Annotated in this window: 10 protein-coding genes; 6 read left to right on the forward strand and 4 right to left on the reverse strand. The window is 37.0% G+C overall.

Going from position 1 to position 14,417, the window contains the following annotated elements; genetic code table 11:
* Positions 1-4: 4 nt before the first annotated feature.
* Entirely contained in the window at positions 5-2,467 is a 2,463-nt protein-coding gene (locus FHR28_RS17830; RefSeq protein WP_166783202.1) for a restriction endonuclease subunit S, read from the forward strand.
* Positions 2,468-2,562: 95 nt separating this feature from the next.
* Positions 2,563-4,443 carry a DUF262 domain-containing protein gene (locus FHR28_RS17835; protein ID WP_166783203.1) on the forward strand — a complete coding sequence of 627 codons (1,881 nt, stop codon included), beginning with the start codon at positions 2,563-2,565 and terminating at the stop codon, positions 4,441-4,443.
* A gap of 92 nt (positions 4,444-4,535) precedes the next feature.
* On the opposite strand, the gene FHR28_RS17840 is transcribed toward FHR28_RS17835, so the two are convergent.
* The 3 genes from FHR28_RS17840 to FHR28_RS17850 form a co-directional block, all read right to left on the reverse strand.
* Complete coding sequence (locus tag FHR28_RS17840) at positions 4,536-5,819, reverse strand: ribonucleotide-diphosphate reductase subunit beta (protein WP_004722861.1); 1,284 nt, start codon at positions 5,817-5,819, stop codon at positions 4,536-4,538.
* 141 nt (positions 5,820-5,960) lie between these two features.
* Positions 5,961-6,092 (reverse strand): preprotein translocase subunit YajC, encoded by a 132-nt coding sequence (locus FHR28_RS17845; protein WP_004722859.1) that lies wholly within the window; start codon positions 6,090-6,092, stop codon positions 5,961-5,963.
* Positions 6,093-6,191: 99 nt separating this feature from the next.
* The gene (locus FHR28_RS17850; protein WP_081407422.1) at positions 6,192-9,062 is read right to left on the reverse strand and encodes a ribonucleoside-diphosphate reductase subunit alpha; all 2,871 of its coding nucleotides are present in this window, start codon (positions 9,060-9,062) and stop codon (positions 6,192-6,194) included.
* Positions 9,063-9,617: 555 nt separating this feature from the next.
* Here FHR28_RS17850 and bfmR point away from each other — a divergent pair.
* The 4 genes from bfmR to FHR28_RS17870 all read left to right on the forward strand — a co-directional run bounded on the left by bfmR (position 9,618) and on the right by FHR28_RS17870 (position 13,086).
* On the forward strand, positions 9,618-10,331 hold the full coding sequence (bfmR, locus tag FHR28_RS17855; RefSeq protein ID WP_004722855.1) for a response regulator transcription factor BfmR: 714 nt from the start codon (positions 9,618-9,620) through the stop codon (positions 10,329-10,331).
* A gap of 64 nt (positions 10,332-10,395) precedes the next feature.
* Complete coding sequence (bfmS, locus tag FHR28_RS17860; protein WP_004722852.1) at positions 10,396-12,024, forward strand: sensor histidine kinase BfmS; 1,629 nt, start codon at positions 10,396-10,398, stop codon at positions 12,022-12,024.
* 234 nt (positions 12,025-12,258) lie between these two features.
* Entirely contained in the window at positions 12,259-12,633 is a 375-nt protein-coding gene (locus FHR28_RS17865) for a DUF7668 domain-containing protein (RefSeq protein WP_166783204.1), read from the forward strand.
* 123 nt (positions 12,634-12,756) lie between these two features.
* Positions 12,757-13,086 (forward strand): hypothetical protein, encoded by a 330-nt coding sequence (locus FHR28_RS17870; protein WP_166783205.1) that lies wholly within the window; start codon positions 12,757-12,759, stop codon positions 13,084-13,086.
* Between the two features lie 328 nt (positions 13,087-13,414).
* On the opposite strand, the gene FHR28_RS17875 is transcribed toward FHR28_RS17870, so the two are convergent.
* Positions 13,415-13,765: a hypothetical protein gene (locus FHR28_RS17875; protein ID WP_004722847.1), complete on the reverse strand. Its 351-nt coding sequence runs from the start codon at positions 13,763-13,765 to the stop codon at positions 13,415-13,417.
* Between the last annotated feature and the right edge of the window lie 652 nt (positions 13,766-14,417).

The raw sequence follows: 14,417 nt of genomic DNA on the forward strand, positions 1-14,417 counted from the left end.
TAACATGACAGACGTTAAAAAACTCATTACTGAGCATTTAGATATTTGGTTAACAGCGGAAACTGAGAAGAAGTCGGGGCGTGGGCGTAGTTCAGGTTCAAGTAACTCAATTTATGGGGTTCAAAAGCTTCGTGAACTTATATTAGATTTAGCAATTCGAGGAAAACTTATTCCACAGCATGATAGCGATCAAGATGCCCATAACTTAGTAAAGTATTCAATTAAACTTAATCATGAAGCTATTACTAAAGGAGTTCTAAAAAAATCTAAAAAGCTTCCTATAGCTGATTATGATTTTAAGTTCAGTGATATCCCTAGACAATGGGCTTTAACATCAATTCCTTACATTTTAAAAAATCATGAGTACGCAATCAAACGGGGTCCATTTGGTAGTGCCATTCAAAAGTCATTTTTTGTGGATGATGGCTATAAAATTTATGAACAACAACATGCTATCAATGATAATTTCTACCTTGGGAATTACTATATTTCTGAAGAAAAGTTTAAAGAGTTAAAAGCCTTTGAAGTTCAGGCAGAGGATATCATTATTAGTTGTTCAGGAACTGTTGGAAAAGTTGCAATAGCTCCTCATGATCTTGAAAAAGGCATTATAAATCAGGCATTACTAAAAATTTCTTTGAATCAAGAAATAATGTTAAATGAGTATTTTAAAATTTTATTTCCTTCATATTTTATGAAAATTGATAAGTTTTCTAATTTAAAGGGAACTGCTCAGAAAAATATGCCATCAGTAGAGGAAATTAAATCTACTCCATTTTTGCTGCCTCCATTAGAAGAACAAAAACGCATCGTTGCTAAAGTGGATGAACTAATGCAACTATGTGATCAGCTCGAAGAGCAGCAAAGTTTAAGCTCAGAAGCACATGATCAATTAGTTGATACGTTATTAAACGTTTTGACTAATTCATCCAATGCTGATGAGTTCCAAGAGAATTGGCAACGTATTTCTGAAAACTTTGATCTATTATTTACTACTGAATACAGTATGGGGCTGTTAAAACAAAAAATTTTGCAATTAGCTGTGATGGGTAAGTTAGTAAAGCAAGATCTAAAGGATGAACCCGCAAGTGAGCTCTTAAAACATATTGTTGAAAAAAAAGCTAGGTTAGTTAAAGATGGGGTTATTAAGAAACCTAAGTTTTTACCTGAAAAGAATTTGTATGAAAATACATTTACTAGCCTTCCAGATAATTGGATTTTAACAAATCTCGCTAGTCTGGCAGAGATAAATCCTAGAAATAATATGATTGATGATTCAATATTTGTTAGTTTTGTTCCTATGACTTTAATCCATCGAGAATATTTAAACAAACATGAAGCAGAAACAAAAACATGGGCAGAGGTAAAGAAAGGTTTTACGCATTTTGCAAATAACGATATAGGTGTAGCAAAAATAACCCCTTGTTTTGAAAATAGTAAAGCGTGTGTATTTCAAAATCTTACTAATGATGTAGGTGCTGGTACAACAGAATTACACATAGTTCGACCAATTGTAGGGCTGGATTCCGAATATGTTTTGATTTATTTAAAATCACCAGTTTTTCTAAAAACTGGTGAGGCTCACATGACTGGTACAGCGGGACAAAAAAGATTACCAAAAGAATTTGTGGAATACTTTAATTTCCCATTGCCTCCATTAAATGAGCAAAAGCGAATTGTAGAGAAAGTAAATCAACTCTTTTCTATGATTGATACGCTACAAACCCTTCAAGGTAAATTACAAAGAACCAAACTTCATTTATCAGATAGTTTGGTTGCTAATGCCTTGAGTGATTCGGATGAGAAAAGTGAGTCTAAAGCCTCGGACAGTATTATTCAATTTGAAAAGAAAATTGAGGCTGCAAAGCAGTCGAATCAAAAAAGTGCTGACCAAATTGATTTGTTTGTAGATGAAAGTGTTGAAGATGATGTGAAACTTTTGTCTTTAGCTGCTGAAATCACGTTTCAGTTGCATACAGAACCAACTTTTGGTCATTTAAAACTTCAAAAGTTGATCTACTTATGCCAACAGCTAAAACGTATGAATTTAGTTGCTGACTTTAAACAGCATGCTGCTGGTCCGTACGATCCAGTTATGGCTCGTTATTTAGATAAAGAGTTTAAAGATCGTGATTGGTTTAGTTACGATCCTAAGCGAGACTTAAAGTACAAACCTCTCAGTAGATGTAATGATCATAGATCAGCATTTAATAAGTATTTTGCTAAAGATGTATCTGAGATTTATGACTTAATAGGACTTTTTAGAACAAGTAAGTCTGATCATATAGAAATTGTAGCAACACTTTTTGCTTGTTGGTTGCGTTTGTTAGAGAAAAAGTTATTTGTTACCGAAGAGCAGCTTCTGAAGGATTTTTATGCTTGGTCGGAAGAGAAAAAAGAATTTAGTCAAAATGAAGTATTGAATGGGTTGAAATGGATGAAACAGAATTCAGTAGTTCCACTTTAACTTAGTTAAAACTTTATAATTAATCTAAAGCACATTTATAAAAATGTGCTATTTTTTATTATCAAATAAATCATTAACTTAAAACAGGGGTGTATGTGTCTAATCTTTCAAATAAAATTGAAGCATCTCATCAATCACTGTATCAAGTATTGAATGAAAAAAAATATTCAGTAGATTATTTTCAACGTGAATATTCTTGGCAAAAAACACATATTCAGCAATTAGTAATAGATTTAACATCTGCCTTTTTAAATGAATATACGCCAAAGGATGCACGTAAGGATGTTCAGAACTACAACAGTTATTATTTAGGACCATTTGTCGTTTCAGCAACAGAGGACGGAAGCTTAAGTATTATTGATGGTCAACAACGCTTGACATCACTGACGCTGTTTCTAATTTTTTTAAATCATTATCAAAAAGAATTAGGTGAAAATCTAAACATTGCACCAATGATTTTCTCTGAAAAATTTGGTGAAAAGACTTTCAATATTCAGGTGGAGGAACGTCTGGCTTGTTTTAATGCTTTGTTTGAAACAGGTAAATTTACAGATAGCAATGCTGATGAGTCATCTTTAAATATGGCTGCGAGATATGAAGATATTACCGAGGTCTTTCCTAATGAGATTACGACTTGTTTTGCTAACTTTATTGATTGGCTGAAAGAAAAGGTAATATTAGTTCAGATCACAGCTTATTCTGATGAGAATGCTTATACGATTTTTGAAACAATGAATGATCGTGGCTTAAATTTAACACCGTCAGAAATGTTAAAAGGATTTTTACTATCTAAATTTAGTGATAAAAATAAAAGAAAAAAAGCAGACGAATATTGGAAGTCGGAAGTTCAAAGGCTTAAATCTTTTGATAAAAACGAAGATCAAAAATTCTTTCAGTCTTGGTTCCGAGCGCAATATGCAGATTCAATTCGTCAAGGTTCTGCTGGATCAAAAAATGAAGACTTTGAAAAAATTGGAACACGTTTTCACAGTTGGTTAAGGGATAATCCTGAAAAAGTTGATCTTGATAATTCAAATAACGCATCCTATGAGTCATTTGTGGATGTAAGATTCAAGTTCTTTCTGAATGCGTATTTAATTATTTTAAATGCTCAAAGAAATTTAACTAATGGATTGGAGCATGTTTTTTATATCCATAGATGGGGGATCGCACCAACTTTAAGTATTCCATTGATGCTAGCACCATTAAAATTAACGGATAATGATGCTATCGTAAAACAAAAAATAGATTTAGTTGCCCGCTATATTGAAACTTTTTCCGTTAGACGTTCATTGAATTTTAAATTATTTTCGGCTACATCCATTCGTTACACAATGTATAGCCTTGTCAAAGAAATTAGACAGCAAGATTTTGACGAGTTAAGAAGCATACTTTCCGAAAAATTAGCCAAGATGGAGCAAAAAATTGATGGAGTTCTTGGTTTTAGATTACATGGGCAAAACTATAGATTTGTTAAATTTCTATTGGCTAGAATTACTGTTTTTATTGAACAGATTTCAGGTATGCAAACCAATTTTGTTCAATATTATGAGCCATCAAAAGGTAAACCATTTGAGGTTGAACATATTTGGGCAAATAAATATGAGCGCCATCAGGGAGCTTTTGCTGATAAGCGTTCATTTGAAGATTATAGAAATCGTGTAGGTGGTTTGATACTGCTTCCAAATGGAACAAATCAATCATTTAGAGATATGTTTGTTTATGAAAAAATTCCTCATTATTTAAAAGAAAACCTTCTGGCACAGTCTTTAAATGAAGACACATATAAAAACAATCCAAATTTCACGAATGCTAAAAATAGTTATAAGTTGAGTTTTCAACCTTATAATATTGAAGCTCTAAAAAATTCTGAGAATAAAGAATTATTCTCTAAAGAATATATTGATCAAAGACAAAAGTTGTATTTAGAGATTTCTGAGCAAATTTGGGGAGACTTCTGGAAAGTGAATTCTTAACTTAATGATGTATTGCTCTTTAATTTCTGAAAAAAATCCGACTTAACGTCGGATTTTTTTCAGTAGCATTACTTGTCGCGTGGCAGTTTACCTTACCAGCTCAACGCACCACCAGTTTGATAATCAGTTACACGCGTTTCAAAGAAGTTCTTCTCTTTACGCAAGTCCATCATTTCAGACATCCACTGGAATGGGTTATTTACACCAGCAAACTGCTCAGGTAAACCTAACTGCGCTAAACGGCGGTTACAGATGAATTTCAAATATTCTTCCATCATCGCTGCGTTCATACCCAATACACCACGTGGCATTGTGTCACGCGCATATTCGATTTCAAGCATAGTACCTTCAAGAATCATCTGAATGATTTCTTCTTGGAATTCAGCAGTCCACAAGTTTGGATTTTCGATCTTGATTTGGTTAATCATGTCGATACCAAAGTTCAAGTGCATAGACTCATCACGTAAGATGTACTGGAATTGCTCAGCAACACCATTCATCTTGTTACGACGACCCATTGACAAGATCTGGCTGAAACCACAGTAGAAGAAGATCCCTTCAAGTACGCAATAGAATGCGATCAAGTTACGCAGTAAGATTTGATCGTTTTCAGGTGTACCTGTTTGGAAGGTTGGATCACATAAAGACTGAGTATATTTCAAGCCCCAAGCCGCTTTACGAGCAACTGACGGAACTTCACGGTACATATTGAAGACTTCGCCTTCATCCATACCTAAAGATTCGATACAGTATTGGTAAGCATGTGTGTGAATCGCTTCTTCAAATGCTTGACGCAAGATGTATTGACGGCATTCAGGGTTGGTGATGTGACGGTAAATCGCCAATACCAAGTTGTTTGCAACCAAAGAATCCGCAGTAGAGAAGAAACCTAATGAACGCATCACGATGGTACGCTCATCTTCGGTTAAGCCATTTTCAGACTTCCAAAGTGCGATATCGTGGTTCATGTTGACTTCTTGTGGCATCCAGTGGTTTGCACACCCGTCTAGATACTTTTGCCAAGCCCACTCGTATTTGAACGGTACAAGTTGGTTTAAGTCAGCGCGACAGTTGATCATGGCTTTATCATCAACTTGTACACGTTGTGCACCCATTTCAAGCTCTTCTAAGCCAGGTGCAACATCTAACTTTTCTAAGGCGTGAGATGCTCTTGCCAACGAATCGGTTGGATTTGTTGATCTTGCTGTATAGGTTCCAGCGGATTGTGTAGTTGCCACATTCTGCGATGACTGCTTTGTATCAGATACCACTTGCGAATCAGTCGTTTTTTTCTGTTCGACGGGCGCAGGCTGGTGAGCTTGTGCAGCTTGTTTCTGTTCATCATCTTCAAAATCGTCCCAACTTAGGATAGACATCGTTGTTCTCTCTTCGTTGTTAATATCTATGTTCGACATCTCACAATGGAAGATGTCACTACTATACGCTTATTCTGTGCAAGCAAAATTAAGTTTTGCCGATAGTTGTTTTGTTCTTGTTCGAAAGAACAGATACCCACACTACTTATTTTGCTTACGCTTTTGCTGCTTACGGATCGCAAAGAATGCATAGACCGCAGGCACGTAAAAAACTAAAAAGGCTAAGATCAGCACGATTACGCCTAACTCATAGTTATGACTTAAATGGAACATTTCTTCGCCTTTTATAATTTCAGATTTTTTGAATCCCCCTAAGTCCCCCTTTAAAAAAAAAGGGGGACTTTATTCCCCTTGAGGATTGGGGAGGATTACTTACTGACAAGCTTCACAATCTGGATTGTCGATTGAACATGCTTGTGGTACTGGTGCTGCCTGAGCGAAACCATCTTCTTCAGCAGGCGCTTCAGGTTTAGTTTCTTGAGCAACCGCAGCCACTGGTGCAGCAACAGTTGTTGCTTTTACTGCGTTTAAAGCACCCGTGTTAATGGTTGATTTTTCCGCAGAGGTTGCACCTAATGCACGGAGGTAATAAGTGGTTTTAAGACCACGTAACCAAGCCATCTTATAAGTGATGTCTAGTTTCTTACCATTTGCACCAGCGATATAAAGGTTCAATGACTGTGCTTGGTCGATCCATTTTTGACGACGTGATGCAGCATCTACGATCCAACGTGTATCGACTTCAAATGCTGTCGCAAAAATTGCTTTTAACTCTTCAGGGATACGTGCAATTTTTTGTACTGAACCCTCGAAGTGTTTCAAGTCGTTAACCATCACAGAGTCCCAAAGACCACGATCTTTTAACGCACGTACCAAGTACGGGTTGATCACTGTAAATTCACCAGAAAGGTTAGATTTTACATAAAGGTTTTGGAACGTCGGTTCGATAGACTGTGAAACGCCACAAATGTTTGAAATGGTTGCTGTAGGTGCAATCGCCATCACATTTGAGTTACGCATACCGTCTTTTTGAACTTTAGTACGTAATGTATCCCAGTCCAAACGTTGAGTACGGTCAACTTCAAACATACGCTCTGGACGTGATTTTGCAACGATATCTAAAGAGTCGATTGGCAAGATACCTTGATCCCACAATGAACCTTTAAATGTTGAATACACACCACGTTCAACAGCAAGGTCGCTTGATGTTTGAATCGCGTAGTAGCTGATCACTTCCATTGATTCATCAGCAAAATCTACTGCTGCATCAGAACCATAACCCATACCCAATTCATATAAAGCATCTTGGAAGCCCATGATACCCATACCGACAGGGCGGTGTTTCATATTTGAATTACGTGCTTGTTCAACTGCGTAGTAGTTGATGTCAATCACGTTGTCGAGCATACGAACAGCAGTTTTAACTGTACGCGCTAATTTTTCACGGTCTAATGCACCACCTTGAACATGTTGTACAAGGTTGATTGAACCTAAGTTACATACTGCGATTTCATCTTTATTGGTATTTAAAGTGATTTCAGTACATAAGTTAGATGAATGCACTACACCTACGTGTTGTTGTGGTGAACGTAAGTTACATACGTCTTTGAATGTGATCCAAGGATGACCTGTTTCAAACAACATCGATAACATTTTGCGCCATAAGTCTTTCGCACGGATTTTCTTATGTAGCATGTTGTTTTCTTTTGCAATGCCTTCGTAGTAAGCATAGCGTTCAGCAAATTCACCGCCAGTTAAATCATGCAGATCAGGTGTTTCAGATGGTGTGAATAGTGTCCATTCAGCATCTTCAATCACACGTTGCATAAACAAATCTGGAACCCAGTTAGCCGTGTTCATGTCATGGGTACGACGACGGTCATCACCAGTGTTTTTACGAAGCTCTAGGAATTCTTCAATGTCCAAGTGCCAAGTTTCTAGGTATGCACATACTGCACCTTTACGTTTACCACCTTGGTTTACTGCAACCGCAGTATCGTTGGCAACTTTAAGGAAAGGTACAACACCTTGTGATTTACCGTTGGTACCTTTGATATATGAGTTCAAGGCACGTACTGGTGTCCAGTCATTGCCTAAACCACCTGCCCATTTAGAAAGAAGGGCATTGTCACGCATCGCACCATAGATGTCATATAGATCATCTTGAATGGTGGTTAAGTAACAGCTCGACAATTGTGGACGTAAAGTACCTGAGTTAAACAGTGTCGGTGTAGACGCCATATAATCGAAGCTAGACAATAAGTCATAGAATTCGATTGCACGGTCTTCACGCTGTTCTTCATTTAATGCAAGTCCCATTGAAACACGCATAAAGAACAATTGCGGAAGTTCGAAACGTACATCATTTGAATGAATGAAGTAACGGTCAAATAAAGTCTGTAAACCTAAATAGGTAAATTGGTTTGAGCGTTCTGGTTTGATCGCTGCTGCCAATTTCGCAAGGTCAAAGTTTAAAAGCTCAGGAGAGAGAAGCTCAAGCTCGATACCTTTGTTTAAATAAGTTTCGAGTGCATCGCCTTCGATGGTATCTGTGGCTAAACCTAAGAATTTTAAACCTGTCGCAACCAAGTCATCACGTAATAAACGTGCAGTTACATATGTATAGTTTGGTTCTTGTTCGATACGGGTACGTGTCGCCATCATCATCGTGGTTGAGATGTCTGACTGTTTTACACCGTTATATAAGTTTTTAACTGTTTCATCGACAATGGCTTGAACATTGATGCCTTCTAAGCCTTCACTTGCTTTTTCAATCGTGGCTTGAAGTTTGCCCAAATCTAGAGGCTGAAGCTGACCGTTCGCATCTGTGATTTGTAAGGTTGGGTGATGATGAGCACCGGTTTGTTTACGTGCATCAGAACGTTGTTCACGATAGATCACATATGCACGTGCAACTTTTTGTTCGCCTGTACGCATAAGCGCCAATTCAACTTGGTCTTGAATTTCTTCAATGTGAATTGTTCCGCCAGAAGGTAAACGACGATTAAAAGTATTCATCACCATCTCTGTGAGCTGAGTGATGCGATCATGAATACGGCTTGAATCTGCACTTTGTTGACCTTCTACAGCCAAAAAAGCTTTACCAATTGCTACAGAGATTTTATCTGCATCAAAAGCGGCAACATCACCAGTGCGTTTAATCACTTGTAGTTGACCAGGGGTTGTAATGGCGTTCATTGTCAGCGTAGCTCCATTGTCATCATTGTTATGTTTATGGACCATTTGAATCGGACAAACTGCAAAATTTGTTGTCACGATGTTTGAGGACTAAACACAATACTTAGTGGTTTAATTTAATTTAGAACACAAGATACGGTAATTTTAAGGGTAGATCAATATTGACATTTCAAGAATATTTTATCCCTGAAAAGTAAATTTTTATTTGCATCTTTTTACCTCAAAGCGTCATTTTTGTTATATGCCTTATGAGACAAGCACATAGCATAGCAAAGACTCCGCAGAGTGCTTATAGATAAGTGTGTGGATAACTCAAAAAACGATAAACTGATGAGACAGAATATGAACAATGAAATATTTTGTATAAAAATTAGTCCAGCTATTGATTGTCTTGAAGAAATTTAAAAATGATGTGTATTGATTTTATAAAACTGCCTACAATTCAATAGTTAATAAAAATATAACAAATTGATACGCTCATGTATCAGTTTGGTGAATGAGGTCTTGTTTACATTGTAAACGTGTGTATATTGCAAAACATAGTGTGTTGAATCTGCGAGATTTGTAGCAGACTCCAAAATCAAATATAGGGGCAAATAGATGAGCCAAGAAGAAAAGTTACCAAAGATTCTGATTGTTGAAGATGACGAGCGCCTAGCTCGCTTAACTCAGGAATACTTAATTCGCAATGGATTGGAAGTTGGGGTAGAGCCAGATGGTAACCGTGCGATTCGCCGCATCATTGCTGAACAACCAGACTTGGTCGTGTTGGATGTGATGTTGCCGGGTGCAGATGGTTTAACCGTTTGTCGTGAAGTTCGTCCACATTATCATCAACCGATTTTGATGTTGACTGCACGTACTGAAGATATGGACCAAGTTCTTGGTTTAGAAATGGGTGCAGACGACTATGTTGCTAAACCTGTTCAACCGCGTGTCTTGCTTGCGCGTATTCGTGCATTATTACGTCGTACAGACAAAGCGCCTGAAGATGAAGTTGCACAACGTATTGAATTTGACGATCTTGTGATCGACAATGGCGGTCGTTCAGTGACACTTAATGGTGAGTTGGTTGACTTCACCAGTGCTGAATATGATCTACTCTGGTTATTGGCATCGAATGCAGGCCGTATCTTATCGCGTGAAGACATCTTTGAACGTCTCCGTGGTATTGAATATGATGGTCAAGACCGTTCGATTGACGTACGTATTTCACGTATTCGTCCAAAAATTGGTGATGATCCTGAAAATCCGAAACGTATTAAAACTGTACGTAGTAAAGGTTATTTGTTTGTTAAAGAGACTGGTCTATAAACGATGGGTCAGTCATCTAGAATGCTTGTCCATCACAGGACAGGCATAAAGAAGGTTAGTTTGCGTGTCTAAACACAGTATATTTTTGCGCATCTATGCAGGATTAGTCATTCTTGTTGTGTTGGTTGCCTTGTTTGGATATTTACTTGTCCAAATAATTAATTATCAACGTGCGCAGGAATATCGTGAGTCTCTCACAGATGGAATTTCATTTGTGATCAGTGAAGGTGTGGCACGTCAGCAAACTGAACAGCAGCGCCTAGATTGGATTTCAGATGCGTCTGATCTATTAGAACTTCCCATTTATTATCTCGAAGCGCGCAAAGTTGACTTATCTCGTACTGAAGAAAAACGTATAGAAAGTCAAAAAGCGGTGGTGCGTTATGATGCAGAACAAGGGATTGCCTATCTGGTTATAGGGATCAGAAATGACCCTAAACACTATTTATATATCAAAGTCGATCAAATTGGCGAACGCCAAATGAAGGCGCTTCCAGTATTTATTCTGGATTATTTGGTCTATTATCCCGGTCAAGAACAAGAATATCTTAAGAAAATTCAACAACATTTCTCTTATCATGTTGGTGTGGAAAAGATTTCTCAGCTCAATCTCGATTCCGAGCAAATTGGTCGTTTAAGGTCAGATCAAAGTGTGATTTTATGGCGTGACAGTGCAACTGTACGCGGTACCACCATTTCGATTGTTTCACCCTTACCAAACTCACCTACAGATGTGTTGGTGCTTGGCCCCGTTCCAATGTTTAACTGGATGCCCGTCAAATTGGCAGCCGGAATTACATTGCTGAGTATGTTCTTACTCTGTTTGGGGGTGTATGGCTTGATTGTGCCGATGCAACGCAAGTTGAAACAGGTGAATGAAGCCTTGGATGTGATGAGAACAGGGGATATGTCGCAACGTGTACCTGTTGAGGGTTATGACGAAATGGCCAGTCTAGCCACCAGTTATAACAGCATGTCTGACCATATACAGCGTTTGATTGAAGCACAGCGTGAGTTAATGCGTGCGGTATCACATGAGTTACGTACACCTGTGGCGCGAATCCGTTTTGGTATGGAAATGCTGGCAGACGAAGATGACCATGAATATCGTTTGCAACAAGTCGAGATGATTGATAAAGACATCGAAGCGTTAAATACGCTGATTGATGAAATCATGACCTATGCGAAATTAGAGCAAGGTACACCTTCATTAGATTTTGAAAAAATTGTATTGATTGATGTATTAAAGCAAGTTGCGGTAGAAACCGAAGCATTAAAAACGCAAAAGATTATCCATCTCAACCCACTTTCATCTGATGTCATTGTTGATGCAGAACGTCGTTATTTACATCGAGTTGTACAAAACTTAGTAGGGAATGCGATACGTTACTGTGATCATCAGGTCAATATCAGTGGTGGTGTCAATCACCAGACCAATATGGCTTATGTCTGTGTAGAAGATGATGGCCCCGGAATTCCAGAGGAAGACCGTAAACGTGTGTTTGAGGCATTTGCACGTTTAGATGATAGCCGTACCCGTGCTTCGGGTGGTTATGGTTTAGGACTTTCAATTGTTAGTCGTATTGCGTATTGGTTTGGCGGGACGATTGAAGTCGATCAAAGCTCAGATTTGGGTGGTGCAAGATTTACTATGTCTTGGCCTGTAGAGCGTTTTAAAAAGAAAAAAGCTTAATTGTTAAATCATGCTGTTAAATATTATCAATTAAGCGCTATTTGACTTGGTTCATCAGTCAGCTTTAAAGTCATTATTTAAGATAAAACCACCCTCATCCTAACCTTCTCCCAACAGGAGAAGGGACTTTCAATACAAAAAAATCACTCAAAAATGTTGGATGCCTTTTGATCTATATTTTTAGAAGATTGGAATTACTCCATCCACGGCAATGCGAAAAGTTGGGAACAGAAAATGACAAATGAAAATATTTTTCTAAGAGAATTTCCAATATATAAAGAATCAATGATAAAAATATTGAATCTTATGATTTCTGATGACTATGAAGAATTGGTAAAAAATAAACTGGCCTATCCATCAACGGCAAATGAATATAGAGTTGCTGTAAATGAATTTGCGCATTTAAGTGGATTTGTGAAAATGACACAAATCCCTGACGATGTACTGGAGGATACAGAGGTTTTCTCTCTCAAAGGAGATCGTGTTAATAAATATATAATCGATGTCCAATTATGGTTTGATGATTCTGAATCAGATTTATATGCTGTTTTTTGTGCGCCAATAAATGCAGGTAAACTACTACATTTGTATGATATTCGCGTTATGTAAAAATAACGATATCTATCGGAACATCAAAACGTACTCTTTGTCAGACCTTTCTAAGCATAATTATGTAGACCAAACTAAATAGCTTGAGCATTGATGTTGATAATATTTATTAAGGGAATTTGAATGGTGAACGCTAATTTTGATACTACTATTGATCATGCATTTAATGGAAATGGGCATCCTGCATTTATAATAAAAATTGCCAACCAATTTATTGAGATTAATATTTATATTTCAATTGACCAAGTGGGAGAATTGAAAAAAATAACAACTGATTCTGTTGCTTATATACAGGCAGGAGAATCTGCCAACAGCCCAGTTCATTGGAAAAAAGGTGATGATGGTGAGATTTATATTTTGATCGGCGAGGATTGTGAATCTTGGGATATCGTATTAACCATCAGTATTGATTTAATTGCAGACATTATCACAGGTATTAATGATCTTGTATAAAATTGAGTTTTTCAGAAGATTTTGAAGTCACTACGAATGATCAAGGTTTATTTTTGCGTCTTCGTTTTCAACGGTCATTGGCAGTGTTGGTCTATACTGTAGTCAGTAAACTGATCCATGCCATCAACCTAGCATGCGATACTGGGTTTGACAAAGACATCAGCTTCGAGCACGATGCCATAGGACAGCGATCCTTGGGTTTCGTGTAGTGTGGAATACTGGATGAATAAGAAGAATGCGATTGTGGACTGAAGGCTTGGTTTCAAATAAAAAAACCACCGAAAATTTCGGTGGTTTTTTTATGTCTGGATGTTGCTTAGTTTAGATCTTATTGTTGAAGCGTTGCATCAGGCGCAATGATTGGCTTGCTGTCTCGTAATGCTTGTAATGCATCATGATTAAAGTCAATCAATAAGCTATTTTGTTCAGCGTCAATTTTATAACTGCTAATGATTTTTTGGTCACCTTGAATAGTATCAATACGATATTCATCCGCGATATTTAAAATCCCTTCTAGATTTGTCGTGGTTGCGGCAAGATCTTGACGGAAAAGTTCATAAACATCTCTTAGATCAAAAATTGCATTTTGTGCATCAGCGTGTTTTTTGACGTAATTTTCAATATGACGAATCAGTAATTGTGCAAATAAAAAATAGTTTGGCTTGCTGCTGAATTCCATCTTGTTTTACCCCTAAATTATTGATTTAAAGTTGTTCATATTGAATAGCATATACATAAAAGTAGTTCAATGTGTATAGGCTCTGTAGACAATTCGTCTAAGTTTGCGACAACGAACACCTTTTATTGCAATTGGGTGTTAAATATACAATTTGCTGATTTAAGTGGCGATATGTTACTCACCTTTCAAACGGCTTTAGCTTGGGTGAGCTTAAGTAGGTGGTGTGTGCGAAAAATGACATCATTGACAGTGCTGACTATTTCGAAAATTTAAATCAGAAAATCACAGGAGGGCACAAGGTAGGTCAAAAGTAGGCATTGAACATTTGGCGCTGGATGGTTTAAAGCGGGTTATTTCACAAAAACAAGTTAGTTTTGATAATAGTAAAGTATAAAAAATTATAAATAACTTTGTAATATTTAAAAATTATCACAATAAGATAATTTTTATTATTTAATTGATCTAATGTGACTATTTTACCACATAGAATGTAACAAAATATTTTAGATGGTAAATCCTTATATTTGTAGAAATTAGCCAATTAAATCGCAGAAAAGCATGGATAAATCGAAGCTTTTACTTGGACTGAATCGGATTAAGCTACTGATTTGTCATTTTTAATTCATGATTAAAAAATAAACTTCGGAAAAAC

Source organism: Acinetobacter sp. BIGb0196 (assembly GCF_011759595.1).
Lineage (GTDB): Bacteria > Pseudomonadota > Gammaproteobacteria > Pseudomonadales > Moraxellaceae > Acinetobacter > Acinetobacter guillouiae.